At 70.5% G+C, this 25607-nt stretch carries 28 protein-coding genes; 23 read left to right on the plus strand and 5 right to left on the minus strand.

Annotated elements, in window-relative coordinates:
* Nucleotides 1–15 precede the first annotated feature (15 nt).
* The 6 genes from Q9R33_RS17125 (at nucleotide 16) to Q9R33_RS17150 (ending at nucleotide 5488) form a co-directional block, all read left to right on the plus strand.
* On the plus strand, nucleotides 16–1101 hold the full coding sequence (locus Q9R33_RS17125) for a histidinol-phosphate transaminase (protein WP_396654122.1): 1086 nt from the start codon (nucleotides 16–18) through the stop codon (nucleotides 1099–1101).
* Nucleotides 1098–1706: an imidazoleglycerol-phosphate dehydratase HisB gene (gene hisB / locus Q9R33_RS17130; RefSeq protein ID WP_056370056.1), complete on the plus strand. Its 609-nt coding sequence runs from the start codon at nucleotides 1098–1100 to the stop codon at nucleotides 1704–1706. Before Q9R33_RS17125 ends, hisB begins: the two co-directional genes overlap by 4 nt.
* A complete protein-coding gene (gene hisH, locus Q9R33_RS17135) occupies nucleotides 1703–2374 on the plus strand; it encodes an imidazole glycerol phosphate synthase subunit HisH (protein ID WP_056370054.1) in 672 nt (223 codons plus the stop codon). The genes hisB and hisH overlap by 4 nt, the downstream gene beginning before the upstream one ends.
* A 72-nt stretch (nucleotides 2375–2446) precedes the next feature.
* A complete protein-coding gene (priA, locus tag Q9R33_RS17140) occupies nucleotides 2447–3193 on the plus strand; it encodes a bifunctional 1-(5-phosphoribosyl)-5-((5-phosphoribosylamino)methylideneamino)imidazole-4-carboxamide isomerase/phosphoribosylanthranilate isomerase PriA (protein ID WP_056370052.1) in 747 nt (248 codons plus the stop codon).
* Nucleotides 3177–3968, plus strand: coding sequence for an SseB family protein (locus Q9R33_RS17145; RefSeq protein WP_311294498.1), 792 nt, complete (start codon nucleotides 3177–3179; stop codon nucleotides 3966–3968). The genes priA and Q9R33_RS17145 overlap by 17 nt, the downstream gene beginning before the upstream one ends.
* Before the next feature lie 128 nt (nucleotides 3969–4096).
* Nucleotides 4097–5488, plus strand: a complete 1392-nt coding sequence (locus Q9R33_RS17150; protein ID WP_311294499.1) for an aminotransferase class V-fold PLP-dependent enzyme — start codon at nucleotides 4097–4099, stop codon at nucleotides 5486–5488.
* A gap of 40 nt (nucleotides 5489–5528) precedes the next feature.
* Here Q9R33_RS17150 and Q9R33_RS17155 read toward each other — a convergent pair whose 3' ends face one another.
* Nucleotides 5529–5945 carry a DUF1844 domain-containing protein gene (locus tag Q9R33_RS17155; RefSeq protein WP_375872779.1) on the minus strand — a complete coding sequence of 139 codons (417 nt, stop codon included), beginning with the start codon at nucleotides 5943–5945 and terminating at the stop codon, nucleotides 5529–5531.
* Nucleotides 5946–6190: 245 nt separating this feature from the next.
* On the opposite strand from Q9R33_RS17155, the gene infC reads away from it, so the two are divergent.
* The 12 genes from infC (at nucleotide 6191) to Q9R33_RS17215 (ending at nucleotide 17498) form a co-directional block, all read left to right on the plus strand.
* Nucleotides 6191–6898, plus strand: coding sequence for a translation initiation factor IF-3 (gene infC / locus Q9R33_RS17160; RefSeq protein WP_082497073.1), 708 nt, complete (start codon nucleotides 6191–6193; stop codon nucleotides 6896–6898).
* A 71-nt stretch (nucleotides 6899–6969) separates the two neighbouring features.
* Nucleotides 6970–7164, plus strand: a complete 195-nt coding sequence (gene rpmI, locus Q9R33_RS17165; RefSeq protein WP_018172232.1) for a 50S ribosomal protein L35 — start codon at nucleotides 6970–6972, stop codon at nucleotides 7162–7164.
* Nucleotides 7165–7196: 32 nt separating this feature from the next.
* Nucleotides 7197–7580, plus strand: a complete 384-nt coding sequence (gene rplT / locus Q9R33_RS17170) for a 50S ribosomal protein L20 (protein ID WP_045297244.1) — start codon at nucleotides 7197–7199, stop codon at nucleotides 7578–7580.
* Between the two features lie 186 nt (nucleotides 7581–7766).
* Complete coding sequence (locus Q9R33_RS17175; RefSeq protein WP_311294500.1) at nucleotides 7767–8567, plus strand: RNA methyltransferase; 801 nt, start codon at nucleotides 7767–7769, stop codon at nucleotides 8565–8567.
* A gap of 88 nt (nucleotides 8568–8655) precedes the next feature.
* On the plus strand, nucleotides 8656–9453 hold the full coding sequence (locus tag Q9R33_RS17180) for an amino acid ABC transporter ATP-binding protein (RefSeq protein ID WP_310248107.1): 798 nt from the start codon (nucleotides 8656–8658) through the stop codon (nucleotides 9451–9453).
* Nucleotides 9454–9537: 84 nt separating this feature from the next.
* Entirely contained in the window at nucleotides 9538–10404 is an 867-nt protein-coding gene (locus Q9R33_RS17185) for a glutamate ABC transporter substrate-binding protein (protein ID WP_056370039.1), read from the plus strand.
* A gap of 81 nt (nucleotides 10405–10485) precedes the next feature.
* Nucleotides 10486–11133 carry an amino acid ABC transporter permease gene (locus Q9R33_RS17190; protein ID WP_056370037.1) on the plus strand — a complete coding sequence of 216 codons (648 nt, stop codon included), beginning with the start codon at nucleotides 10486–10488 and terminating at the stop codon, nucleotides 11131–11133.
* On the plus strand, nucleotides 11130–12059 hold the full coding sequence (locus Q9R33_RS17195; RefSeq protein ID WP_056370035.1) for an ABC transporter permease subunit: 930 nt from the start codon (nucleotides 11130–11132) through the stop codon (nucleotides 12057–12059). Before Q9R33_RS17190 ends, Q9R33_RS17195 begins: the two co-directional genes overlap by 4 nt.
* A gap of 53 nt (nucleotides 12060–12112) precedes the next feature.
* On the plus strand, nucleotides 12113–13162 hold the full coding sequence (pheS, locus tag Q9R33_RS17200; protein WP_310248103.1) for a phenylalanine--tRNA ligase subunit alpha: 1050 nt from the start codon (nucleotides 12113–12115) through the stop codon (nucleotides 13160–13162).
* Nucleotides 13162–15696 carry a phenylalanine--tRNA ligase subunit beta gene (gene pheT / locus Q9R33_RS17205; RefSeq protein WP_056370032.1) on the plus strand — a complete coding sequence of 845 codons (2535 nt, stop codon included), beginning with the start codon at nucleotides 13162–13164 and terminating at the stop codon, nucleotides 15694–15696. The genes pheS and pheT overlap by 1 nt, the downstream gene beginning before the upstream one ends.
* Before the next feature lie 22 nt (nucleotides 15697–15718).
* Nucleotides 15719–16459, plus strand: a complete 741-nt coding sequence (locus Q9R33_RS17210) for a dienelactone hydrolase family protein (RefSeq protein ID WP_311294501.1) — start codon at nucleotides 15719–15721, stop codon at nucleotides 16457–16459.
* A gap of 58 nt (nucleotides 16460–16517) precedes the next feature.
* Nucleotides 16518–17498, plus strand: coding sequence for an NAD-dependent epimerase/dehydratase family protein (locus Q9R33_RS17215; protein ID WP_310248098.1), 981 nt, complete (start codon nucleotides 16518–16520; stop codon nucleotides 17496–17498).
* On the opposite strand, the gene Q9R33_RS17220 is transcribed toward Q9R33_RS17215, so the two are convergent.
* The 4 genes from Q9R33_RS17220 to Q9R33_RS17235 are packed head-to-tail and all read right to left on the minus strand — an operon-like array spanning nucleotide 17489 to nucleotide 20074.
* The gene (locus Q9R33_RS17220) at nucleotides 17489–18241 is read right to left on the minus strand and encodes an ABC transporter permease (RefSeq protein ID WP_310248096.1); all 753 of its coding nucleotides are present in this window, start codon (nucleotides 18239–18241) and stop codon (nucleotides 17489–17491) included. The genes Q9R33_RS17215 and Q9R33_RS17220 overlap by 10 nt on opposite strands.
* Nucleotides 18241–19131 carry an ABC transporter ATP-binding protein gene (locus Q9R33_RS17225; protein WP_311294502.1) on the minus strand — a complete coding sequence of 297 codons (891 nt, stop codon included), beginning with the start codon at nucleotides 19129–19131 and terminating at the stop codon, nucleotides 18241–18243. The genes Q9R33_RS17220 and Q9R33_RS17225 overlap by 1 nt, the downstream gene beginning before the upstream one ends.
* Complete coding sequence (locus Q9R33_RS17230) at nucleotides 19128–19427, minus strand: transcriptional regulator (protein ID WP_311294503.1); 300 nt, start codon at nucleotides 19425–19427, stop codon at nucleotides 19128–19130. Before Q9R33_RS17230 ends, Q9R33_RS17225 begins: the two co-directional genes overlap by 4 nt.
* On the minus strand, nucleotides 19424–20074 hold the full coding sequence (locus Q9R33_RS17235; RefSeq protein WP_056370020.1) for a hypothetical protein: 651 nt from the start codon (nucleotides 20072–20074) through the stop codon (nucleotides 19424–19426). The genes Q9R33_RS17230 and Q9R33_RS17235 overlap by 4 nt, the downstream gene beginning before the upstream one ends.
* Before the next feature lie 268 nt (nucleotides 20075–20342).
* Here Q9R33_RS17235 and argC point away from each other — a divergent pair, with 268 nt between their 5' ends.
* Genes argC through argF form a run of 5 tightly spaced genes read left to right on the plus strand, consistent with a single transcriptional unit; the run spans nucleotide 20343 to nucleotide 25597 of the window.
* Complete coding sequence (gene argC / locus Q9R33_RS17240; protein ID WP_310248091.1) at nucleotides 20343–21416, plus strand: N-acetyl-gamma-glutamyl-phosphate reductase; 1074 nt, start codon at nucleotides 20343–20345, stop codon at nucleotides 21414–21416.
* Complete coding sequence (gene argJ, locus Q9R33_RS17245; RefSeq protein ID WP_311294504.1) at nucleotides 21413–22570, plus strand: bifunctional glutamate N-acetyltransferase/amino-acid acetyltransferase ArgJ; 1158 nt, start codon at nucleotides 21413–21415, stop codon at nucleotides 22568–22570. The genes argC and argJ overlap by 4 nt, the downstream gene beginning before the upstream one ends.
* Nucleotides 22567–23466: an acetylglutamate kinase gene (argB, locus tag Q9R33_RS17250; RefSeq protein ID WP_311294505.1), complete on the plus strand. Its 900-nt coding sequence runs from the start codon at nucleotides 22567–22569 to the stop codon at nucleotides 23464–23466. Before argJ ends, argB begins: the two co-directional genes overlap by 4 nt.
* Nucleotides 23463–24677 (plus strand): acetylornithine transaminase, encoded by a 1215-nt coding sequence (locus Q9R33_RS17255; protein ID WP_311294506.1) that lies wholly within the window; start codon nucleotides 23463–23465, stop codon nucleotides 24675–24677. Before argB ends, Q9R33_RS17255 begins: the two co-directional genes overlap by 4 nt.
* On the plus strand, nucleotides 24674–25597 hold the full coding sequence (argF, locus tag Q9R33_RS17260; RefSeq protein ID WP_056370009.1) for an ornithine carbamoyltransferase: 924 nt from the start codon (nucleotides 24674–24676) through the stop codon (nucleotides 25595–25597). Before Q9R33_RS17255 ends, argF begins: the two co-directional genes overlap by 4 nt.
* Nucleotides 25598–25607 lie beyond the last annotated feature (10 nt).

Consider the following 25607-nt stretch of genomic DNA (forward strand, 5'->3'; position numbering starts at 1 on the left):
CCTACCATGGGATGGGTGAGTGCACGTCTCGAAGATCTCCCCCTACGCGCCGATCTCCGGGGGCAGAAGCCCTACGGCGCCCCGCAGGCGCCCCTTCCGGTCGCCCTGAACGTCAACGAGAACACGCATCCGGTTCCGGGCGAGGTCGCCGACGACATCCTGGACTCGATCGCACTCGCACTGCGCGACGTCAACCGCTATCCCGACCGGGAGTTCACCGCACTGCGGGAAGGCTTCGCCGACTATCTCGGTCACGGTCTCACCCGTGACCAGATCTGGGCCGCCAACGGCTCGAACGAGGTGCTGCAGCACATCCTTCAGGCTTTCGCGGGTCCGGGGCGCACCGCCTTCGGGTTCGCGCCCACGTACTCGATGTACCCGCTGCTCACGCGCGGCACGGGCGCGGAGTGGATCTCAGGCACCCGATCGGCCGACTTCACGATCGACGCCGAAGACGCGGCATCCCAGATCGCGGACGCCGCGCCCGACGTGATCTTCCTGTGCTCGCCGAACAACCCGACCGGTACCCCTCTCGGCCTGGACGTCGTGGAGGCCGTGTACGAGGCGACTGACGGAATCGTCATCGTCGACGAGGCGTACTTCGAGTTCGCCCCGCACGACGAGCGCTCGGCGCTGACGCTGCTGCCCGGGCGGGAGCGCCTCGTCGTCTCGCGCACGATGAGCAAGGCGTTCGCGTTCGCCGGAGCGCGTGTGGGCTACCTGGCGGCCGATCCCGCGCTCATCGATGCACTGCGCCTCGTGCGCCTGCCGTATCACCTCAGTGCGCTCACCCAGGCGGCGGCGTCCGCCGCGCTGCGTCATGCTCCGGTCATGCTGGGCATGGTCGACGAGATCGTCGCCCAGCGCGACCGCATCTCGGCCACGGTCGAAGCGCTGGGCTACACGCCCCACGAGTCGTGGACGAACTTCGTGCTGTTCGGCGGCGTGGCCGATCCGGCGGCCACCTGGCAGGCCCTGTACGACGAGGGGGTGCTCATCCGTGACGTCGGCATCCCTTCCCACCTGCGAGCCACCGCGGGCACTGCGGATGAGACCACCGCATTCCTCGACGCCCTCGCCTCGGTAGGATCGGCGGCATGAGCGCCGCACCACGTACCGCCTCGCTGCGCCGGGCGACGAGCGAGTCGACCGTCGAGCTGGAGCTCGATCTCGACGGCACCGGCCGCAGCCGCATCGACACCACGGTGCCGTTCTTCGACCATCTCCTGACCGCGTTCGCGAAGCACTCGCTCACCGACCTCACGGTACGGGCGTCGGGCGACACCGACATCGACGCCCACCACACCGTGGAGGACATCTCGATCGTGCTCGGCCAGGCGATCCGCGAGGCCCTCGGCGACAAGTCGGGCATCTCGCGCTACGGCGACGCGCTCGTGCCGCTCGACGAGGCGCTCGCGCAGGCCGTGGTCGACATCAGCGGCCGCCCCTACCTGGTGCACACCGGCGAGCCCGCAGGCTTCGAGCACCACCTCATCGGCGGCCACTTCACCGGATCGCTCGTGCGCCACACCTTCGAAGCCATCGCGTTCAACGCGGCGCTGACCGTGCACGTGCGCGTGCTGTCGGGGCGCGACCCGCACCACATCGCCGAGGCGGAGTACAAGGCGTTCGCCCGCGCCTTCCGCCAGGCGAAGGCGCTGGACCCGCTCGTCGAGGGCATCCCGAGCACGAAGGGCGCCCTGTGACCGCAAGCGCTCCCGCCGAGCGGGAGAAGCCGCTCGTCGCCGTCCTCGACTACGGGTCGGGCAACGTGCACTCCGCCGTCAAGGCACTGGTCGCGGCGGGCGCCGACGCGCGCCTGACCTCCGATCGCGGACTGATCATGGACGCCGACGGGCTCTTCGTGCCCGGCGTGGGCGCGTTCCGCGCGGTGGCCGAGGCGCTGCGCGCGAGCCGCGGCGACGAGCTCATCGAGCGCCGCCTCGCCGGCGGCCGGCCGGTGCTCGGCGTGTGCGTCGGGATGCAGATCTTCTTCGAGCGCGGCGTCGAGCGCGGCGTCGACACCGAGGGCATGGGGGAGTGGCCGGGCGTCGTGACCGAGCTCGACGCCCCGGTGCTGCCGCACATGGGCTGGAACACCGTCGAGCCGGGTGAGGGCTCGCGCCTGTTCCGGGGCATCGAGCACGAGCGGTTCTACTTCGTCCACTCGTTCGGCGCGCAGAAGTGGCTGCTCGACGTCCAGCCCCCGTTCCCCGAGCCCGTCCTCACCTGGTGCGAGTACGGCACGCCGTTCCTCGCGGCGGTCGAGAACGGGCCGCTGTCGGCCACGCAGTTCCACCCCGAGAAGTCCGGGGATGCCGGCATCCGCCTTCTCACGAATTGGATCGACGGCCTCGGCGGGGCTACCCTCTGAGACCGTGCCGTCTGCGGGAGCGCGTGCTTCCGTGATCCGCCCCACAGCTTCCCCACGTCTGAGTCAGGATCCATGAACGATTTCGCGTCCACACCCAAGCTCGTCCTCCTGCCCGCTGTCGATGTCGCCGACGGCAAGGCCGTCCGCCTGACACAGGGCGAGGCCGGCACCGAGACCAGCTACGGCGACCCCGTCGACGCAGCCCTCGACTTCGCGCGTCAGGGTGCCGAGTGGATCCACCTCGTCGACCTCGACGCCGCCTTCGGCCGTGGCAGCAACGCCGGCGTGCTCCGCAAGGTCATCAAGCAGGTCCGCGGCGTGCAGGTCGAGCTCTCGGGCGGCATCCGCGACGACCGCACGCTCGAGGCGGCCCTCGAGAGCGGCGCCTCGCGCATCAACCTCGGCACCGCGGCGCTCGAGAACCCCGAGTGGGCCGCCGATGTCATCGGCCGCTACGGCGATGCGATCGCCGTGGGCCTGGACGTGCGCGGCACGACCCTCGCCGCACGCGGCTGGACGCGCGAAGGCGGCGACCTCTGGACCGTGCTCGACCGCCTCGAGGCTGCGGGCTGCAGCCGTTACGTCGTCACCGACGTCACGAAGGACGGCACCCTCCAGGGTCCGAACCTCGACCTCCTGCGCGAGCTGACCACGCGCACCCCGAAGCCGATCGTCGCCTCGGGCGGCGTGTCGAGCCTCGACGACATCGCGGCGCTGCGCGACCTCGTCCCGCTCGGCGTCGAAGGCGCGATCGTGGGCAAGGCGCTGTACGCCGGAGCCTTCACGCTCGCCGAGGCGCTGGATGTCGCCGGACACTGACCCCCACCGCCACCACGGCCACGCGCACGGCGGCGACTCCGCCGGCGTGCCCTGGGAGGGTCGCAGCTTCCAGGCGAACCCGCACTCCTCCGACGACGGCTCCGCCGATCCGGCGCTGCTCGCCGCGCTCACGGCGTTCCGCGCGGGAACGGGCGGGCAGCGCGAGGTCGTCGACGCCTACCGGACGGCGCGCCTGCTGATCCCGCTCGTCGCCGAGAAGGGCGACCACGGCATCGGGGCGCACGGTCTCGAGGTCGACAAGACGCAGGAGCTCTCCATCGTCACGGTGGCCGCTCCCGACGGCCGTCGCGTGCTGCCCGTGTTCACGTCGGTCGATGCCATGGGGCGATGGGATGCCGCGGCCCGGCCGGTTCCGGCCGACGGCGTCCGCACCGCTCTGTCTGCTGCGGCCGACGACACCGACCTCATCGTGGTGGACCCGGCGTCCGAGACCGAGTTCGTCATCCGGCGCCCCGCCGTGTGGGCGATCGGGCAGGGCCTCCCGTGGGAGCCGAGCTTCCTGTCGCCCGAAGTGGTGGCGGGACTCCACGAGAGCATCGGCGGTGAGCTGTCGGTCATCGACCTCGCCGTCGAGGCCGGCGACCCCGACGCGCGGCTGCGCGGCCCCGAGCTCGTGGTGCGCCTGCACCTCATGGACGGGCTCGAGAAGGCCGAGCTCGACGCGGTGCTCGCGCGCCTCGCCAAGCGCTGGGCCGCCGACGACCGCATCGCCGTCCTGGTCGACTCCCTCACGGTCAAGCTCGTCCGCGCCTGAGCGCGCGTGTCCGGCGCGCGTGAGGCGTGCTCTCCGTCTGCGAGCGTGCGCTCGGCGTGGCGCTGCTGCGCGGCTCTTGCGGCGGGGCGGATGGGGGCGGATGATCGGCTCGGCGAAGGGGGCCCCGCATGGACGACGGCGTGACCGGGCGGCAGTACCGTGAGGCGCTCGACGCGGCCCATCGGCACGCGCTGAGCTGGTTGGACACTCTGACCGATCGTCCGGTGCGGTCGGAGACCGACGCAGACGGGGTGCTCGCGCGGCTCGACCGCACCCTCCCCGCGGAGGGGACGTCGCCGACGGCGGTCGTCGACGAACTCGCCGAGGCCGTGGGCCCCGGCCTCATCGCTCTCGGTTCACCGCGCTTCTACGGCCTGGTGATCGGCGGAGCGTACCCGGCGGCAGTCGCCGCCGATTGGCTCGTCTCGGCGTGGGATCAGAATGCCGGTGCCCGGCAGCTCACGCCGGCGGCGGCCGCGGTCGAGGAGGTCGCCGCCTCGTGGCTTCTCGAGCTGCTCGGGTTGCCGGCGAGGAGCGGGGTGGGCTTCGTGACGGGTGGGACCATGGCGAACTTCGCGTGCCTCGTGGCGGCGCGCGACGCCGTGCTGCGTGGCGCCGGCGCGGATCCGTCCGCGGGGATCCAGCACGCGCCCGCGATCCGCTTCTTCGCCGGCGGCGCGGTCCACGTGTCGATGGTGCTGGCCGGTCGGCTCGCGGGCCTCGGCGCTCCGGACACCGTGGGCGCCGACGATCAGGGGCGCATCGACGTCGACGGTCTCGAGCGCTCGCTCGCCGAGGGGACGGGGCCCGCCATCGTCGCCCTGCAGGCGGGAGACGTGCACTCGGGCGCGTTCGACGACTTCGCAGCCGCGGTCGAGGTCGCCCACCGCGCCGGGGCGTGGGTGCACATCGACGGCGCCTTCGGTCTGTGGGCGGCTGCGAGCCCGCGCTTCCAGCACCTCGTCGGCGGCCTCGCCGACGCCGACTCGTGGGCGACCGACGCGCACAAGACGCTCAACGTGCCGTACGACTGCGGCGTCGCGATCGTGCGTGACGAGGCCGCGATGACCGCGGCGCTGGGGGCGCACGCCGCGTACCTGCCCGCGACGACCAGCGTCTCGGATCCGTACGACCGCGTCCCCGAGTTCTCGCGCCGCGCGAGGGGCATCCCCGTCTGGGCCGCCCTCCGGTCGCTCGGCAGGCGCGGCGTGGTCGGCCTGGTCGACGGACTGGCGGATGCCGCGGCAGCGCTCGCCGCCGGGTTCGACGAGATCCCCGGCCTCGAGGTCCTCAACGATGTCGTGTTCACGCAGGTGAGCCTCGCCGCGAGCGACGATGCGACGACCGCTGCGCTGGGGGAGTGGCTGCGCGCCGAGGGGACCGTGTGGGCGTCGTCGTCGATGTGGCGGGGCCGCACCGTCGTGCGCTTCGCGGTCAGCAACCACGGCACGGACGCCGAGGCCGTCCGCCGCACGATCGATGCCGTGGCGCGCGCAGCGGCCGCGCTCGGCATCGCGTAGTCAGCGCGGCGGTCGGGCGATCAGGTCAGGGGCTCGCCGGTCAGGTGACGGGGCCCGTCCACTTCTCGCCGGGGCCCTTGCCGATCGGGTCGGGGATGACCGAGGCCTCGCGGAAGGCCAGCTGCACCGAGCGCAGCCCGTCGCGCAGCGACCGCGCGTGCATGTCGCTGATCTCGGGCGCGCCGGCGGTGATGAGCCCCGCCAGCGCGTTGATGAGCTTGCGGGCCTCGTCGAGGTCGGTCTGCGTCTCGGGGTCGTCGGCCAGCCCGACCTTGACCGCGGCGGCGCTCATCAGGTGAACCGCGGCCGTCGTGATGACCTCGACGGCGGGCACGTCCGCGATGTCGCGCGAGGCCGAGGCGGCCGCCCGCTCCTGCTCCTCCCAGCGCGCCTGGCGCTCAGCATCCACTGCCGTCGCGCTGGTCTGATCGCCGTCCTGGTCTCGAATCGTGTCCACGCCGTTCTCTCTGATAGACTGCTGCGGTCTCCGGTGCGTTCTGTACCGGATCGGAAAGTGGATCACATCCCACCCGCGCTTGCCGTTCCAGGCTACCGGGTCATGCACTCCGCCCCGACCGTTCTGCGGCCGGGGTAGCCGTCGGGGCGACCGGACGGGAACTCCATCACCGGAGAGGGTGCAGGAAGTCGGCGCTCGAAGCGTCTGACGGGTGGAGTGGATCTTCCTCCGCCCGCGATACGACTGTGTGTCGCGGTGGTCCAGCCCATATACCCAAGGAGTTCCGCATCAGCGATCCCCGCACCAACGACCGCATCCGCGTCCCCGAGGTCCGCCTCGTCGGACCCGCGGGTGAGCAGGTCGGCGTCGTCCGCATCGAGGTGGCGCTGCGCCTGGCCCAGGAGGCCGACCTCGATCTCGTCGAGGTGGCCCCGAACTCGAAGCCGCCCGTGGTCAAGATCATGGACTACGGCAAGTTCAAGTACGAGGCTGCGCAGAAGGCCAAGGAAGCGCGTCGCAATCAGGCGAACACCGTCCTCAAGGAGGTCCGGTTCCGCCTGAAGATCGAGGCCCACGACTACATCACCAAGCTCAAGCGCGCCGAGGGCTTCCTCCAGTCCGGCGACAAGGTCAAGGCGATGATCCTGTTCCGCGGTCGCGAGCAGTCGCGTCCCGAGCAGGGTGTGCGCCTGCTCCGCAAGTTCGCGGAGGACGTCGCCGAGTTCGGCACGGTCGAATCGAACCCCACGATCGACGGCCGCAACATGGTGATGGTGGTCGCACCGCACAAGAACAAGTCCGAGGTGAAGACCGAGCAGAACGCTCAGCGCGCCGCGAACAAGGAAGCTGCCCGCTCTGCCCGCACCGGTGGCGCGACGCAGGCCGGCGCCCCGGCAGAGGCCCCTGAGGCCGACGCCCCGACCGCCGCTCCTGAGGCAGCTCCGGCCGAGTAAGGCCCCACAGACTCCCGCACCGCGGGATACCGACTCCCGCCTGGGCGGGAAGTGAAACGAAGGAAGAAGAGATGCCGAAGCAGAAGACCCACTCGGGCGCCAAGAAGCGCTTCAAGGTCACTGGCAGCGGGAAGCTCATGAAGCAGCAGGCGAACCTCCGCCACAACTTCGAGGGCAAGTCCAGCCGCCGTACCCGCCGCCTGTCGCAGGAGCAGGTCCTCGCCCCGGGCGACGCCAAGGTCGCGAAGAAGCTCCTCGGCCGCTGACGCGCGCCGACGCAAGTTAGGAACATCAAGAAATGGCTAGAGTCAAGCGGGCCGTCAACGCCCACAAGAAGCGTCGCGTCATCCTCGAGCGCGCCTCGGGTTACCGTGGCCAGCGTTCGCGTCTGTACCGCAAGGCGAAGGAGCAGGTCACCCACTCGCTCGTCTACGCATACCGCGACCGTCGCAAGCGCAAAGGCGACTTCCGCCGCCTGTGGATCCAGCGCATCAACGCGGCTGCCCGTCAGAACGGCATCACGTACAACCGCTTCATCCAGGGCCTCGGCCTCGCGGGTGTGCAGGTCGACCGCCGTATGCTCGCCGAGCTCGCGGTGAACGAGCCCAAGACGTTCGCGTCGCTCGTCCAGACCGCCAAGAAGGCGCTGCCCGAGAACGTCAACGCTCCCAAGAGCGCCTGACCTCGGCATCCGTTGTCTCGAAAGGGGCGTCCTCCTCACGGAGGGCGCCCCTTTCGCATGCTCACGCGGCGGCAGGCGGCGAGAAACTCGTGCGCAGACGGGTCCCCACGCCCTCTCCAGGCGCCGCTGGCGCGCCGTCCGGAGTCTCGGGGCGCGTGGGCCCAGCCGCGACTCTAGACTGATCCCGTGCTCGAGAACCCTCGCTCTCCGCGTGTCCGCGCCGTCGCGAAGCTGACGAAGCGGAGCGCCCGCCAGGAGACCGGCCTCTTCCTGCTGGAGGGTCCGCAAGCCGCCCGCGAGGCGCTGGCGTACCGGCCCGACACCCTCGTCGAGATCTTCGCCACGCCCACCGCGCTCGAGAAGCACACCGACGTGCGCGACGCCGCGAAGGACGCCGGACTCGAGGTCGTCTACACGACCGAGGCCGTGCTGGACGCGATGGCCGACACGGTGACCCCGCAGGGGATCGTGGCTGTCGCCCGCCAGTCGCCGACGTCGGTGCGCGAGATCTTCGCCGCTTCGCCGCGCCTCGTCGCGATCTGCGAGGAGGTGCGCGACCCGGGCAACCTTGGCACGATCATCCGTGCGGCCGACGCCGCCGGCGCGGACGCCGTCATCCTCACCGGCCGCACCGTGGACCCCTACAACCCGAAGGTCGTGCGCGCCACCACCGGCTCGCTCTTCCACGTTCCGGTCGCGGTCGGCGTCGATCTCTCGACGGCGGTCGAGAAGGCGCACGCGGCGGGTGTGCGCGTGATCGCGGCGGACGTCGGCGGAGGGGACTTCCTCGAGTCCCGGGACGTGCTCGCGGGGCCTACGGCGTGGCTGTTCGGAAACGAGGCCCGCGGCCTCGAGGAGGATGCCCTGGCGCTCGCCGACTTGTCACTCCGCCTGCCCATCTACGGCGCGGCCGAGTCGCTGAACCTGGCCACCGCGGCCAGCGTCTGCCTGTACGAGACCGCCTTCGCGCAGCGCGCGGCACGCTGAGCCGTTACGGTTCCGACCCTGTTACGGAACGGTAAAGGCTCGATCGAGCCTCTGGCCGAGTGTCGTGACTCGCCCCTAGTGTGAGGGAATGGCGACACCTGATGCCCCGGCGCCGGCGCCCCGGACTTCGAACATCAACGTCCGTCGCGGTGAGCCGCTCGTCGTCGTCGACCACGTCGACAAGCACTTCGGCGATCTCCACGTCCTGAAGGACATCAACACCGTGGTGAACCGCGGCGAGGTCGTCGTGGTCATCGGCCCATCCGGATCCGGCAAGTCCACGCTGTGCCGCGCGATCAACCGGCTCGAGACGATCGACTCCGGCAGGATCACGATCGACGGGGTGCCCCTCCCGGAAGAGGGCAAGGCGCTCGCCCATCTGCGCGCCGATGTCGGCATGGTGTTCCAGTCCTTCAATCTGTTCGCCCACAAGACGGTGCTCGAGAACGTCACCCTCGGGCCGATCCGCGTGCGGGGGCTGAAGAAGAAGGAAGCCGACCAGAAAGCGATGCAGCTGCTCGACCGCGTCGGCGTGGCCAATCAGGCGAAGAAGATGCCGAACCAGCTGTCGGGCGGGCAGCAGCAGCGCGTCGCGATCGCCCGATCACTGGCGATGAACCCGAAGCTCATCCTCATGGACGAGCCGACCAGCGCGCTCGACCCCGAGATGATCAACGAGGTCCTCGACGTCATGATCGGCCTCGCATCCGATGGCATGACGATGATCGTCGTCACCCACGAGATGGGCTTCGCGCGCAAGGCGGCCGATCGTGTGCTCTTCATGGCCGACGGCGCGATCGTCGAGGAGGCGACGCCCGACGAGTTCTTCACGAATCCGCAGAGCGAGAGGGCGAAGGACTTCCTGTCCAAGATCCTCGAGCACTGAGACACACTCCCGTCCGCCTCCCCACGCGGGTCGGGATCCGAGAGGACCGTCACGAGCGGTCCGTTCACAGCAAAGGACGAAGACATGAAGCGAATGCGACTTCCGCTCATCGCGCTGGCGGCCGCCGGCGCGCTGGCGCTGTCGGCGTGCGCCTCCGGCGGCACGCCGGCCGGCGAGGAGACGACAGCCCCTGAGCCCGCGCCCACGTTCGAGGCCGGGACGACGATGGCCGAGCTCGCAGAGGCGGGCACGATCACGATCGGCACGAAGTTCGACCAGCCGCTGTTCGGACTCAACGGTCCCAATGGGCCGGAGGGCTTCGACGTCGAGATCGGCAAGATCATCGCGTCCGAGCTCGGCATCGCCGAGGAGGACATCGAGTGGAAGGAGGCCGTGTCGGCCAACCGCGAGCCGTTCATCCAGAACGGTGAGGTCGACATCGTCGTGGCCACGTACACGATCAACGACAAGCGCAAGGAGGTCGTCTCCTTCGCCGGACCGTATTACATGGCGGGTCAATCGATCCTGGTGCTCGCTGACAACGACGACATCAAGAGCGAGGACGACCTCGTCGGCCAGCCGGTCTGCTCGGTGACGGGTTCGACTCCGGCGGCGAAGCTCGCCGAAATCGGCGCCGAGCCGGTTCTCACCGACACGTACTCGAACTGCCTCGAGCCGCTGCGCAGCGGCGCCGTCGTCGCAGTGTCGACCGACAACGTGATCCTCGCGGGCCTCGCGGCCCAGAACGAGGGCGAGTTCAAGGTCGTCGGCGAGCCGTTCACCGAGGAGCCCTACGGTATCGGCCTCGCCCTCGAAGACACCGACTTCCGCATGTGGATCAACGACGTGCTGGAGAAGGCGTACGAGGACGGTCGCTACGAAGAGGCGTGGAACGCGACGGCCGGAACGGTGCTGCCGTTCGTCGAGCCGCCGACACCCGACCGCTACTGATCGAAGACGGATGCCTCGGGTCGGCCGTACGCGTCGACCCGAGGCATCCGATCCCCGGATCCCGTTCCCGAAAAGAGGCGCATGGAGCAGCTCTGGTCGCTGATGCCGACCTTCCTCGAAGGCTTCCGCGTGACGCTCATCCTGCTCGCGGTGTCGGGCGTGAGCGCGCTCGTGCTGGGCACGCTCATCGCGGCGATGCGCATCTCTCCGGTCGGGGCGCTGCGCGTCTTCGCCGCGTTCTGGACCGAGATCGCGCGGAACACCCCGCTGACGCTGGTCTTCATCTTCACGGCGTTCGTGATGCCCATGCTCGGCGTCCGGCTGCCGTACCTCATCCTCGCGTTCATCGCGCTGACGTACTACACATCGCCCTTCGTGGCAGAGGCGCTGCGATCGGGGATCAACGGCGTCCCCGTCGGGCAGGCCGAGGCCGCCCGAAGCATCGGTCTCGGGTTCGGACAGACGGTCTCGCTCGTCGTCCTCCCGCAGGCCTTCCGCATGACCATCCCGCCGCTCATCAACGTGTTCATCGCCCTCACCAAGAACACGTCGGTGGCCGGCGGATTCTTCGTGGTCGAGCTGTTCGCGACGACGCGTCAGCTCGCCAACGACAACGGGAACATCGTGATCCAGATCCTGCTGACCGCGGCCGCCCTCTATCTCGTGATCACGGTGCCGCTCGGCTTCCTGGCCGGGCAGCTCGAGAAGCGTTGGGTGGTGCGGCGATGACCGGCGCGAGCGTTCTGTTCGATGCCCCGGGCCCTCGGGCGCGACGGCTGTCGCTCATCTTCTCGATCGTCGCGGGGCTGCTGATCCTCGGCGCGGCGGTGTGGGTCATCATGACCCTCGCCGCCCCGCGCACATCCGGCGGCATCAACCTCCCCGGCATGTTCGACGGGTCGCGGTGGAACATCTTCACCGATCCCGCGGTGTGGGGCTTCATCGCCGAGGGCATCGTGGCGACGCTGCAGGCGGCTGCGGTGGCCGCAGTGGGCGCGATCGCGCTCGGCATCCTGCTCTCGCTGCTGCGCAGCTCGCTCATCCCGTGGGTGCGCATCCCGACGGCGTGGGTCATCGAATTCTTCCGCGGCATGCCGGTGCTGTTGATGATGCTGTTCATCCTCCTCGTCGCTTCCACGGGAGCCTTCTGGGCCGTCGTCATCGCGCTCATCCTCTACAACGGCACGCTGATCGGCGAGATCCTGCGCGCCGGCCTTGCCGCGCTGCCGAAGGGCCAGCGCGAGGCGGCCCTCAGCGTGGGCATGCGCGAGTTCCAGTCGAAGATGCTCGTGGAGTTCCCGCAGGCGTTCCGGCAGATGCTGCCGATCATCGTCGCGCAGCTGGTCGTGCTGCTGAAGGACACATCACTCGGCTACATCGTCGGCTACAACGAGATCATCCGGAACAACATCAACAACCTGGGCAGCTTCTACGGCAACCGCTACCTGTTCTCGCTGTTCGTCGTCACGCTCGCGATCTACCTGACGATCAACCTGCTGCTGTCGTGGTTCGCGCGTTGGCTCGCACGCCGCACGGCCAGTGGCGGCCGTAAGGGCGGTCGCGGCAGGTTCGTCGAGGACCCCACGAACCCCGCGACCCTCCTGCACGTCGAGGCGAAGGCGGACACCGCCTCCGAAGGACCGGACGCGCGGTAGCGGAACGGGCGCACGACCGGACCGCGCATCCACCGTCGGTAGACTCGTCTCTCGTGTCCGACGCTCCCGAAACCACCGAGATCACGCCTGAGGCGGTGAACGCCGCCGTCGACGCCGCCCTCGGGGCCATCGCGGCCGCGGGCGACACCGCAGCGCTCAAGGCCGCGCGCTCCGCGCACTCCGCGGAGGGCTCGCCGCTGGCGAAGCTCAACGCGCGGCTGCGCGATGTGCCGAACGACAAGAAGGCCGAGTTCGGCAAGCTCGTCGGTCAGGCCCGCGGCCGGGTGAACCAGGCGTTCGCCGCCCGCGAGGAGGAGCTCGCCGCGGCCGAGACCGCCGCGAAGCTCGAGGCGGAGCGCGTCGACATCACGGCGCTCGCGGCTCGCGCGCGCGTCGGGGCGCGGCATCCGATCTCCCTCCTGCAGGAGCAGATCGCCGACATCTTCGTCGGGATGGGCTGGGAGATCGCAGAGGGTCCCGAGCTCGAGCACGAGTGGTTCAACTTCGACGCCCTCAACTTCGACGTCGACCACCCTGCGCGCCAGATGCAGGACACGTTCTTCGTCGACCCGGTGGAGCGTCACCTCGTCATGCGCACGCACACGAGCCCCGTGCAGGTGCGCTCGATGCTCGAGCGCGACCTGCCGCTGTACGTCCTGTGCCCCGGGCGTGTGTACCGCACCGATGAGTTCGACGCGACCCACCTGCCCGTCTTCACCCAGTTCGAGGGCATCGTCGTCGACAAGGGCATCACGATGGCGCACCTCAAGGGCACGCTCGACCACGCCGCCAAGGTGCTGTTCGGCGCCGAGGCGAAGACCCGCTTCCGCGCGAACTTCTTCCCGTTCACGGAGCCGTCGGCCGAGCTCGACCTGTGGCACCCCACCTTCAAGGGCGGTGCCCGATGGATCGAGTGGGGCGGCTGCGGAATGATCAACCCGAACGTGCTGCGCGCGGCGGGGATCGACCCGGAGGAGTACTCGGGCTTCGCGTTCGGCATGGGCATCGAGCGGACCCTCATGTTCCGCAGCGACGTTCAGGACATGCGCGACATGGCCGAGGGCGATGTCCGCTTCAGCGAGCAGTTCGGAATGGTGGTCTGATGCGCGTCCCGCTCTCATGGCTTCGTGAGTACGTCGACGTCCCCGCGGATGCCGCGCCCGAGGACGTCCTCGCGGCGCTCGTGCGCGTCGGTTTCGAAGAGGAGGACGTCCACCGCTTCGAGCTGCAGGGTCCGATCGTCGTGGGTGAGGTCCTCGAGTTCGTCGAGGAGCCGCAGTCCAACGGCAAGACGATCCGCTGGTGCCAGGTGCGCGTCGCGCCCGACGGTGAGACCGCCGCGGACGGCGGCGACGCGGTGCACGGCGTCGTGTGCGGTGCCCGCAACTTCTTCGTCGGCGACAAGGTCGTCGTGACCCTTCCCGGCGCGGTGCTCCCCGGCCCGTTCCCGATCGCCGCGCGCAAGACCTACGGCCACGTGTCGGACGGTATGATCGCCTCCGCCCGCGAACTGGGGCTCGGCGACGAGCACAACGGCATCCTCCGGCTCGTCGAACTCGGCATCGACGCACCCGTCGGCACGGATGCGATCTCCCTGCTCGGCCTCGACGACGTCGCGGTCGAGATCAACGTCACGCCCGACCGCGGCTACGCGCTGTCGATCCGCGGTGTCGCCCGTGAGTACTCGCACTCCACCGGTGCCGCGTTCCGCGACCCGGCAGATCGCACGTGGGAGGACGTCGCGCCGGGCGCCGGCTTCCCCGTGAGCGCCGACGACCTCGCCCCGATCCGCGGCCGCGCGGGCGTGACCGAGTTCGTGGCCCGGGTCGTGCGCGACGTCGACCCCACGAAGCCGACCCCCGCGTGGATGATCTCGCGCCTGTCGCTCGCGGGCATCCGGTCGCTCGGCATCCTCATCGACATCACCAACTACGTGATGCTCGAGCTCGGCCAGCCGATCCACGGCTACGACCTCGACAAGCTCCAGGGCGGCATCACCGTGCGCCGTGCGACGCCCGGCGAGAAGCTCGAGACGCTCGACGGCAAGGTCCGCACGCTCGACCCCGAAGACCTGCTCATCACCGACGACTCGGGACCGATCGGCCTCGCCGGCGTCATGGGCGGCGGCACCACCGAGATGGGCGAAGCGACCCGCAACGTGCTCATCGAGGCCGCGACGTTCGACACCGTGTCGATCGCGCGCACCGCCCGACGGCACAAGCTGCCGAGCGAGGCATCCCGCCGCTTCGAGCGCGGCGTCGACCCTCTCGTGCCCTTCGTCGCCGCGCGTCGCGTGGCCGACCTCATGGTCGAGTACGCCGGCGGCACCAGCGACGACGCGTACGGCGCTGCCCTGTTCGCCGAGGTGTTCATCCCCGGCATCGAGCTGCCGCCGACGTTCGTGCAGCGCCTCATCGGCGTCGACTACACGCCGGGCCAGATCGAGGCAGCGCTGCGGCTCATCGGCTGCGAGGTCGTCGGCGCCGAGGGCAGCGAAGGATGGCAGGTCATCCCGCCGTCGTGGCGCCCGGACCTCACCGACAAGTGGACGCTCGCCGAGGAGGTCGCCCGCATCGAGGGGTATGACCGCATCCCGTCGGTGCTGCCCCTTCCGCCGTCGGGCCGTGGTCTCACCGCCGCGCAGCAGGGCCGACGTCGCGTCGCGAACGCGCTCGCCGCTGCGGGCTTCGTCGAGACGCCGTCGTTCGGGTTCACCACCGAGGAGCAGAACGACCTCCACGGCTCTGCGTCGGGAGATCACCTGCCCAGCGTCAAGCTGGCCAACCCGCTGGACGGGCAGGCGCCGTTCCTGCGCCGCTCGCTCGTGCCCGGCCTCCTCCAGGTCGCGCACCGCAACGTGTCGCGCGGCTTCACCGACCTGTCGCTCTTCGAGACCGGCGTCGTCTTCCTCCCGACGGCCGGCGTGCAGTACGGAACGTCGTTCGTACCGCCGCTGGCAGTGCGACCGGATGCCGCGACCCTCGCCGAGCTCGACGCTTCGATCCCGCCGCAGCACCGCCACGTCGCCGTGCTGCTCGCAGGCAGCCTCGTCGCCAAGCAGCCCGGCATCGCGCCGGTGACCGCGGATCTCGCCGACGCGCTCGATGCGGTCCGCACGATCGCGGCCGCCGCGGGCGTCACGATCGATGTCGCTCAGGGGCAGCGCGCCGCGCTGCACCCGGGCCGCACCGGTGTGCTCTCCGTCGACGGCGCCGAGGTCGGCTACGTCGGCGAGCTGCTGCCGGCGGTGGCCGAGGCATCCGATCTTCCCGGTCGCGTCATCGTCGCGGAGCTCGATCTCGACCTCGTCCTCTCGCTTGCGGGGGACAAGGTCGTCGCCGCTTCGCTGTCGGGCTTCCCGGCCGCGACGCAGGACGTGTCGCTCGTGCTCGGCGCCGACGTCCCGGCCGCCGAGGTGCGCGGAGCGCTCGTCTCGGGCGCCGGCGACCTCCTCGAGTCGGTGCGCCTGGTCGACGACTATCGCGGGCAGGGCGTTCCCGAGGGCGAGAAGAGCCTCACCTTCGCGCTCCGATTCCGCGCCCCTGACCGCACGCTCACGGCCGCCGAGGCGACCGAGGCGAAGCTCGCGGGGGTGGCCGTCGCGACCGAGCGTTTCGGGGCGACACTGCGCGAGTAGCATCCGTATCGGAGGTGGCCCCATGCCCGAGGTGATCACGGTGCCGCTCGCCGGCGGCGAGGTCATCGACGCCTACGTCGCTCGCCCCACCGGCGACCCGATCGGCGGCCTCGTGCTCATCCACGAGATCTGGGGTCTGGTCGGCCACATCACCGACGTGGCCGACCGCTTCGCCGCCGAAGGGTGGCTGGTCGCCGCGCCAGACATCCTGACCCATGGCGGCGTCGCCCCCGCGCTCGGTGAGGAGCTCTTCGCGCTGGTGAACAGCGACGACGAGGAGGCCCGCACCGCGGCACAGCCGCGTATGCGCGAGGCGTTGTCGGGAATGCGCGCGCCCGAGTACGCCGTCTGGGCGGTCGCCGCGCTCCGCGCCGTGGTCGACTGGCTCGCCGAGCAGCCCGGGGTCGACGACCGGATCGCCGCGACCGGCTTCTGCTTCGGCGGGACGTACTCGTTCCTGCTCGCCGCGCACGACGACCGCGTGCGCGCCGTCGCACCGTTCTACGGCACGGCGCCGTCGGTGGACCGCATCGCCGACATCTCCGCGCCGGTCCTGGCGATATACGGGCAGCACGACCCCGCGCTCATCGACGCGCTCCCGGCGGTGACCGAGGCCATGGCCGAGGCGGGCGTCGACTTCACGGCCGTGGTGTACCCCGACTCGGCCCATGCGTTCTTCAACGACACCGGCCGTCGGTACAACCGGACCGACGCGGCCGACGCCTGGGAGCGCGTGACGGCCTTCCTCCGCAGCCGCGTCTGACGTTCTGCCGTCGGCGGAGAGGGATGCCTCGACCCGGCCCGTCTGGTTGGGTGGAGCCATGACCGACGTACTGGTGCTGGGCGGGACGGGCTGGCTGAGCGGGCGGATCGCCGAGCGGTGGGCGGATGCCGGAGCCGCCGTCACCTGCCTCGCCCGAGGGGGACGCGATGCGCCGTACGGGACGACGCTCGTCGTCGCCGACCGCAACGACCCGGACGCGTACGACGAGGTCGCCCGGCGCGAGTGGGACGAGGTCGTCGACGTGTCGTCGAACCCGGTGCACGTCGCCGCCGCGGTCGCGGCGCTGGGGGAGCGCGCGCGCCACTGGACGTACATCTCGACAGTGTCCGTGTACGCCTCCGACGACGTGCCCGGCGCCGACGAGACCGCCGAGCTGCTGACGCCCGCCGGCCCCGACGAAGACGAGGACTACGGTCGCGCGAAGGTGCGGGCCGAGGCATCCGTCCGCTCCACCCTCGGGTTCCGCGCGGCGATCGTGCGTCCGGGGCTCATCGTGGGGCCCGGTGACCCGACCGATCGGTTCGGATACTGGGTGGGCCGCTTCGCTCTCGCCGGATCGGACGACGTGCTCGTGCCCGACACCGCCGATCGCGGAGCACAGGTGATCGATGTCGACGACCTCGCGGAGTTCGTGCGGGCCGTCGGCCGCGAGCGATGGACGGGTGTGGTGAACGCCGTCGGCGATCCGGTCGCCTTCGACCGGCTCTTCGCGGACGCGCGTGAGGTCGCCGGGCACACCGGCGCGCTCGCCGCGGCCGACGACGAGTGGCTCGTGGCGCACGAGGTCGCCTACTGGATGGGTGCGCGGTCGCTGCCGCTCTGGCTGCCGGCCGACATGCCGGGGTTCTGGACCCGCTCGAACGCCGCCTACCACCTGCTCGGCGGCCGGCTCCGTCCGTTGCGCGAGACCCTGGACCGCGCGCTCGCCGACGAGCGCGCCCGGGGCCTCGGCCGCGATCGTCGGGCCGGGCTGACCCGGCCCGACGAACTGGCGCTGCTCGGCGAGCTTCAGCGGTAGCGGCGCCCCTCGTCGCGGCGGTACAGCCACACCGCCAAGGCGCCCAGCACCAGCGTCCACGCGAGGATCCCGACCACCGCCCACAGCGGCGCGCTCTGGCCGAGGGCGGCGGCGATGACGATCTCACGGGCCTCGCGCACCCACAGGAACTTCGAGGCGAGGTCGAGCCACTCGGGGAACAGGATCGGGGGGAGGAACAGTCCGCCGCCGAACGCGAGGAGGAACATCGCCACCTGGGTGATGGCGATCGCGGCCTTGGGTCCGGCGGTCGTGCCGATGATCGTCCCGAGCAGTGCCGAGGGCACGGCCGTGAGGATCGCAAGCCCGATCGCCGCGAACAGCTCCCCGGGCTGGACGGCGGCCGAGGTGAGGCTGCCGCCGACGATCAGGAGCGGGATCATCGCGAGGATCGAGATGATGAGAGTCGCCGACATGAGGCCGATGAGGCGCGCCGCCGGCGAGCCCGGGAGCGTGCGCAGATACGGCCACCAGGGCTTCGAGCGCTGCTCGGCCATGTCGAGGCCGATACTGAACAGGCTCGCCGACATGAAAGCGAACACGACCATCGATGCGATGGCGGCCGTCGCGAAATCAGGTTCGTCGACGACCATGCGCTGCGGCAGGACGAACAGGCAGAACGCGAGCGTCGGGAAGACGAGGGATCCGATCACGGCGATCGGCACACGCATGGTCTCCAGCAGGTTGTACTTCGTGTGGACCGCGGCGAGCGTGAGCGTGGACATCAGACCATCGCTCCCTTCGTGATCGTGAGGAATGCCTCTTCGAGGGATGCCCCGCGCACCGTCAGATCGGTGAACGGGGCGCCGGACGCGACGAGCGCCCGGATGAGCGCGTCGGAGTCCGAGACGACGGCGGTCACGACGCCGTCGTCCGGGTCCGTGGTGACGGTCGCGTCGGGATCGAGCGCGAGGACGCCTTCGGCAGTGACCCCGCGCAGCGTCACCCGTCGGCGGGCGACACCCGCGACCACGGCGGCGAGCGTGTCGTCGGCCCGCACCGCGCCGTGGTCGATGACGACGACGCGCTCGGCCAGCTGCTCGATCTCCTCGAGATGATGGCTCGTCACCACGACGGCGGTGCCTTCGCGATGGCGGGTGCGCACGGCATCCCAGAGGGCACGCCGGGCGTCGACATCGAGACCGGTGGTGGGCTCGTCGAGGAGGACGAGCTCGGGGTCGCCGACGAAGGCGAGGGCGACCGCGACGCGACGCTGCTGGCCTCCCGAGAGCGCCCCGCACTGCTTCGCCAGGAGCGGCTCGAGGTCGAACTCCGCGATGACGCGATCCACCGGCCCCGGGGAAGGGTAGTGGGATGCGACGAACCGCAGGACCTCCCGCACCTTGAGCGCCTCCGGCAGCGCGGTGGCCTGCGGCGTGGATCCGAGGCGGGAGCGACTCGCCGGCGTCTGCGGATCGCCGTCGAAGAGGCGCACGACGCCGGCTGTCGGCAACCGCAGCCCCTCGATGAGGGAGAGGAAGGTCGTCTTGCCGGCCCCGTTGGGACCGAGGAGGCCGACGCACTCGCCGGCGTGGATGTCGAGCGTGACAGCGTCGAGGGCGACGGTGTCGCCGAAGCGCCGTGTGAGGGCTTCGGTGTGGACCACTGCGGTCATGCGGATCCTCCGAGGAGTGCGAGCAACTGCGAGCGGTAGGAGCGGAACGCTCCGCGCCCGGCATGGGTCAACGTGATCTCGGTGACGGGCTTGCGGCCGGCGAACGACTTCGCGACCTCGACGTAGCCGGCATCCGACAGCTTGGCGAGATGTGTGGTGAGGTTGCCCGCGGTCATGCCCAGGAGCTTCTGCAGCGCCGGGAAGGTGATCGCGTCGCCGTCCTCGAGCACCTCGGCCAGCGTTGTCATGATCCTCAGGCGTGCCGGCGCGTGGATGACGGGGTCGAGTTCGTTCATGACCGCTCCGCGGCACTGGGTGCGACCGGCCCCCAGTACATGAGCGCGGCCACGATGAGCATCGCGACGGGGCCGGCGATCGCGTAGACGAGGAAGTGGGTCGGCGCACCGAAGAAGAGCCCGATCACGGCGATCACGATGAGCAAGCCGCCCAGGATGTACATCGGCACCGCGCGCCAGAGGGCGCCACCCGACAGATAGAGCACGCCCACCAGGAAGATGTAGAGGCTCGGGTACAGCAGCTGCGAGAGCTCCTGCGACAGGCCGTTACTCTGCAGCCCCGAGATCAGCGCCCATGCCGCCACCATCACGATCGTCCAGGAGCACCCGTACAAGGCGCCCTGCAGCTGGCTGCGCCCGCGGATCCCGTCGCTGCCCGCGCGGATGCCGACGACAGCGGACCACACGATCGCGATGACGAGCGCACCCGCGAAGATCCACCAGCCGACAGCGGTGGGGAGGAGGTCGACGCCTCCGACCCCGCGGGTCAGCCAGAGTGCGGCGAACCCGACGCCCCAGGCGATCGCCCAGAGCACCAGCAGCCCGGCGTAGCGACCCGTGATATGACGGACGGCCTCACGACGTGTCGTGTCGATGAGGTCGAGCATCTCTCGCGGATCGTTCGCGGCATCGAGTTTCTCGTTCATGCAAAGTAGTTTGCAGCGCAAAGTACTTTGCGTCAAGGGGCAACATGACGACCGCGATTTGCGGATGCCTCGACCCGGCGGCTATCGTCGGCGCATGCCTTCGGCGCCCCAGGGACCCTCGACGCTCGTTCCGAGCGCCGCTCCCGCGCGCCGACGCCGTCTGGGCGAGCGCCGACTCTAGGCGACCCCGCACGCCGTCCTGTCATGGACCGTCGCGAGTGGGCGTCGCCGTCTCCGGCCCTCAGCCCCAGACTCTAAGGTGGAATCCATGACATATTCGGTCGCCGTCTCCGGCGCATCCGGCTATGCGGGCGGCGAGATCCTGCGGATCCTCGCCGCGCATCCCGACGTCGAGATCCGCACCGTGACCGCGCACTCCAACGCGGGACAGCCGCTCATCCAGCATCAGCCCCACCTGCGCTCGCTCGCGCACCTGACCCTCGCCGAGACCTCGCCCGAGGTCCTCGCCGGCCACGACATCGTCTTCCTGGCGTTGCCGCACGGCCAGTCCGGGCAGTACACCGACGCCCTCGGCGACACCGCGCTGGTCATCGACGCGGGCGCCGATCATCGCCTCGAGTCGGTCGCCGACTGGGATCGCTTCTACGGCGGCGACTTCCACGACCCCTGGGTCTACGGCGTTCCCGAGCTTCCGGTGGCGGGTTCGAAGCAGCGCGAGCGGCTGGTCGGAGCCTCCCGCATCGCCGCACCCGGCTGCAACGCCTCCACCGTGAGCCTGAGCCTCGCGCCAGGCGTGGCCGCAGGTGTCATCGATCCGTCTGACATCGTGACGGTGCTCGCCGTCGGTCCTTCGGGTGCCGGGAAGAGCCTCAAGACGAACCTGCTCGCCGCCGAGATCCTGGGGTCCGCGAACCCCTACGCGGTGGGCGGCTCGCACCGGCACATCCCCGAGATCCGCCAGGCGCTCGCCGCGGCGCGCGCCGCGGGCGCCGCTCCCGGCACGACCGCCGACGAAGGAATCCGCATCTCGTTCACCCCGGTCCTGGTGCCGATGTCGCGGGGGATCCTGGCGACGTCGACGGCGCCGATCGCGCCGGGCGCGACGGACGACGAGATCCGCGCCGCGTGGGAGTCCGCGTACGGCGACGAGACATTCGTGCAGCTGCTGCCGGCGGGCCACTTCCCGCGCACCGCCGACGTCCTGGGTGCGAACACCGCGCTGATGGGCCTCGCCATCGACCGCGCCGCGAACCGCGTGACGGTCGTCACGGCGGTCGACAACCTCGTCAAGGGCACGGCCGGAGCCGCCGTGCAGTCCATGAACATCGCGCTGGGGCTCGCCGAGGGCACCGCGCTGACCGTGAACGGAGTCGCGCCGTGAGCGTCACCGCGCCCCAGGGTTTCGAGGCGGCAGGCGTCGCCGTCGGCCTCAAGTCGACCGGCAAGCCCGATGTCGCGGTCGTCGTCAACCGCGGCCCGCTGAAGGTCGGGGCCGCGGTGTTCACGAGCAACCGGGCGAAGGCGAACCCGATCCTGTGGTCGCAGGAGGTCATCCGCGACGGCGTGGTCGAGGCGATCGTCCTCAACTCCGGCGGGGCGAACTGCTTCACGGGGTCATTCGGCTTCCAGACGACGCATCAGACGGCCGAGAAGGCCGCCGAGCTGCTCGACGTGAGCGCCGGCGACATCCTGGTGTGCTCCACGGGGCTCATCGGCACCGGCGACGAGGTGTTCCGCGCGAAGGTGCTCGCCGGCACCGAGCAGGGCATCGCCGAACTCTCCGCCGACGGCGGGGAGGCAGCATCCCTCGCGATCATGACCACGGATTCGAAGCCCAAGCGCTCGGCCCGCACCGGCGACGGCTGGTCGATCGGCGGCATGGCGAAGGGCGCCGGGATGCTGGCACCCGGCCTCGCGACGATGCTCGTCGTGATCACGACCGACGCGGTGCTCGACGCGGCGCAGGCGGACGCCGCGCTGCGCGCGGCTACCGGACGCACCTTCGACCGGCTCGACTCGGACGGCTGCATGTCGACGAACGACCAGGTGACCCTCATGGTGAGCGGGGCATCGGGAGAGACTCCTGATCCCGAGGCGTTCGCCGCGGCGCTCGCCGAGGTCTGCCAGGACCTCGCCCAGCAGCTGCAGGGCGACGCCGAGGGGGCGAGCCACGACATCACGATCGCGGTCATCAACGCGGCCTCCGAAGACGAGGCCGTCGAGGTGGGGCGCTCGGTCGCGCGCAACAACCTGTTCAAGGCGGCGATCTTCGGCAACGACCCGAACTGGGGGCGCGTGCTGGCCGCGATCGGCACGACCGGGGCCGCGTTCGACCCGTACGACGTCGACGTGTGGATGAACGGCGTACGCGTGTGCAGCGCCGGAGGCCCCGACGCCCCGCGCGACGCGGTCGACCTCACGCCGCGTGCCACCCATCTCGTGATCGACCTCAAGGTCGGCGCGGCGACGGCGACGATCCTCACCAACGACCTCACCCACGACTACGTCCACGAGAACAGCGCGTACTCCTCATGACCGACCTGCAAGAGACGGATCCCGGCGAAGCCAGCGCCTGGGCGGTGACCCTCATCGAGTCGATGCCCTGGCTCAAGCGCTTCCGCGACCAGATCGTCGTCGTGAAGTACGGCGGCAACGCGATGGTGAGCGAGGAGCTGCAGGATGCCTTCGCCGCCGACATCGCCTACCTCCGCTACGTCGGGGTGAAGCCCGTCGTGGTGCACGGCGGTGGCCCGCAGATCTCGTCGATGCTCGACCGCCTCGCGATCCCGAGCGAGTTCAAGGGCGGCTACCGCGTCACCTCGACCGAGGCGATCTCGGTCGTGCGCATGGTGCTCACCGGTCAGATCAACCCGCAGCTGGTGTCGAAGATCAACGCGCACGGCCCGGTCGCGACCGGGCTCAGCGGTGAGGATGCCGGCCTCTTCGGCGGCCGCCGCCGCGGGGTCGTCATCGAGGGCGTCGAGCACGACCTCGGTCGCGTCGGCGACGTCGTCGAGGTCGATCCGCAGCCGGTGCTCGATCAGATCGAGGCGGGACGCATCCCCGTCGTCTCGAGCATCGCCCCCGACCTCGACCACCCGGGACACTCGCTGAACGTGAACGCGGATGCCGCGGCATCCGCTCTCGCCGTCGCACTCGGTGCGGCGAAGCTCGTGGTGCTCACCGATGTCGCGGGGCTCTATGCCGACTGGCCCAACCGCGACTCGCTCGTGTCGCACCTGACGTCGACCGAGCTGAAGGCGATGCTGCCGACGCTCGAGTCGGGCATGATCCCGAAGATGGCGGCGTGCCTGGAGGCGGTCGAGGGCGGCGTCGAGACCGCGGCCATCATCGACGGGCGGGTGCCGCACTCGGTACTCGTGGAGATCTTCACCAGCAAGGGAATCGGAACAGAGGTGGTGCTCGGATGACGTGGCAGGACGATGCGGGGCGCGACCTCGTGAAGAGCTTCGGTGCTCGCATGCAGATGTTCGTGCGGGGCGAGGGCTCGTACTTGTGGGACGCCGACGGCAAGCGCTACCTCGACTTCCTCGCGGGGATCGCGGTCGACTCGCTCGGCCACGCACACCCGGTGTTCGTCGATGCGATCGCCACGCAGGCCGCGACGCTGGCGCACGTCTCGAACTACTTCGCGACTCCGCCGCAGCTCGCTCTGGCCGCGACCCTGAAGCGCCTCGCCGGCACCGGCGACGAGGGCCGCGTGTACTTCGGCAACTCCGGCGCCGAGGCGAACGAGGCGGCGTTCAAGCTCGCCCGCCTCCATGGCGGCACCGAGCGCCCGCGCATCCTCGCGCTCACCGACGCGTTCCACGGCCGCACGATGGGCACGCTCGCCCTCACCGGCAAGCCGTACATGCAGGAGCCCTTCCTCCCGATGACGCCGGGCGTCGAGTTCATCGACTCGACGGTCGAGGCGCTCGAGGCCGCGATCGACGAGCGCGTCGCCGCCCTGTTCGTCGAGCCCGTCAAGGGCGAGGCCGGCGTGATCCCGCTTCCCGAGGGTTACCTCGCTGCGGCGCGCGAGCTCACCGAGCGCCACGGTGCGCTCCTCATCATCGACGAGATCCAGACCGGCGCCGGTCGCACGGGGGAGTGGTTCGCCTTCCAGCACGAGGGCATCACCCCCGACGCGATCACCGTCGCCAAGGGCATCGGCGGTGGCTTCCCGATCGGCGCGCTCATCACCTTCGGCGCTGCGAGCGAGTTGTTCTACCCCGGCACGCATGGCTCGACCTTCGGCGGCAACGCGCTCGGCACCGCCGTGGCGGGCGCCGTCCTCGGCGAGATCGAGCGGGCGGAGCTGGTGCGCAACGCCGCGGAGCGCGGTGCACAGCTGCGCGCGGCGATCGAGGGAATCGATTCGGATCTGATCGACGGATGCCGCGGCTCGGGCCTCTTGATCGGCATCGGGCTGACGCATCCTGTCTCGAAGGCGCTCGTCGCCGCGGCGCAGGAGCACGGTCTCGTCATCAACGCGCCGAACGACGAGACCATCCGCCTCGTCCCCGCCCTCACGATCGGCGACGTCGAGATCGACGAGTTCATCGAGCTCTTCACCGCGACGCTGCGCACGGTCGAGGACGCGCTCGTGCTCGACACCCCGACGGAGGTCCCCGCATGACTCGCCACCTGCTGCGCGACGACGATCTGACGCAGGCCGAGCAGGACGAGATCCTCGACCTCGCGGTCTCGCTCAAGAAGGACCGGTGGAAGCTCAAGCCCCTCGAGGGTCCGCAGACCGTCGCGGTCATCTTCGACAAGTCGTCGACCCGCACGCGCGTGTCGTTCGCGGTCGGCATCGCCGACCTCGGCGGCTCGCCGCTCATCATCTCGACCGCGAACAGCCAGCTCGGCGGCAAGGAGACCCCGGCCGACACGGCCCGCGTGCTCGAGCGCCAGGTGGCGGCCATCGTGTGGCGCACGTACGCGCAGGCGGGCCTCGAGCAGATGGCCGCGGGCACACGTGTGCCGGTCGTGAATGCGTTGAGCGACGACTTCCACCCGTGCCAGCTGCTCGCCGACCTGCTCACCATCAAGGAGCACAAGGGCGACTTGGCCGGGCTCACCCTCTCGTTCTTCGGCGACGGCAAGTCGAACATGGCCCACTCGTACGTGCTCGCCGGCGTGACCGCCGGCATGCATGTGCGCGTCGCGTCCCCCGAGGCGTACGCCCCGCGCGATGACGTGATCGCCGACGCCGACCGCCGCGCGGCCGAGACCGGCGGCTCGGTCACCCTCTACACCGACGCCAACGAGGCGGCGGCCGGTGCCGACGTCATCGTCACCGACACGTGGGTGTCCATGGGCAAGGAGGAGGAGAAGCTCGAGCGCCTCCGCGACCTCGGCGGGTACAAGGTGACCCAGGAGCTCATGGGGCTCGCGAAGGACGACGCGATCTTCATCCACTGCCTGCCCGCCGACCGCGGCTACGAGGTCGACGCCGAGGTGATCGACGGTCCGCAGAGCGTCGTGTGGGACGAGGCCGAGAACCGGCTCCACGCCCAGAAGGCACTGCTCGTCTGGCTCCTCCGCCAGGACTGAGAGCGCCTGG

It is taken from the genome of Microbacterium sp. PRC9 (assembly GCF_031844125.1).
Classification (GTDB): domain Bacteria; phylum Actinomycetota; class Actinomycetes; order Actinomycetales; family Microbacteriaceae; genus Microbacterium.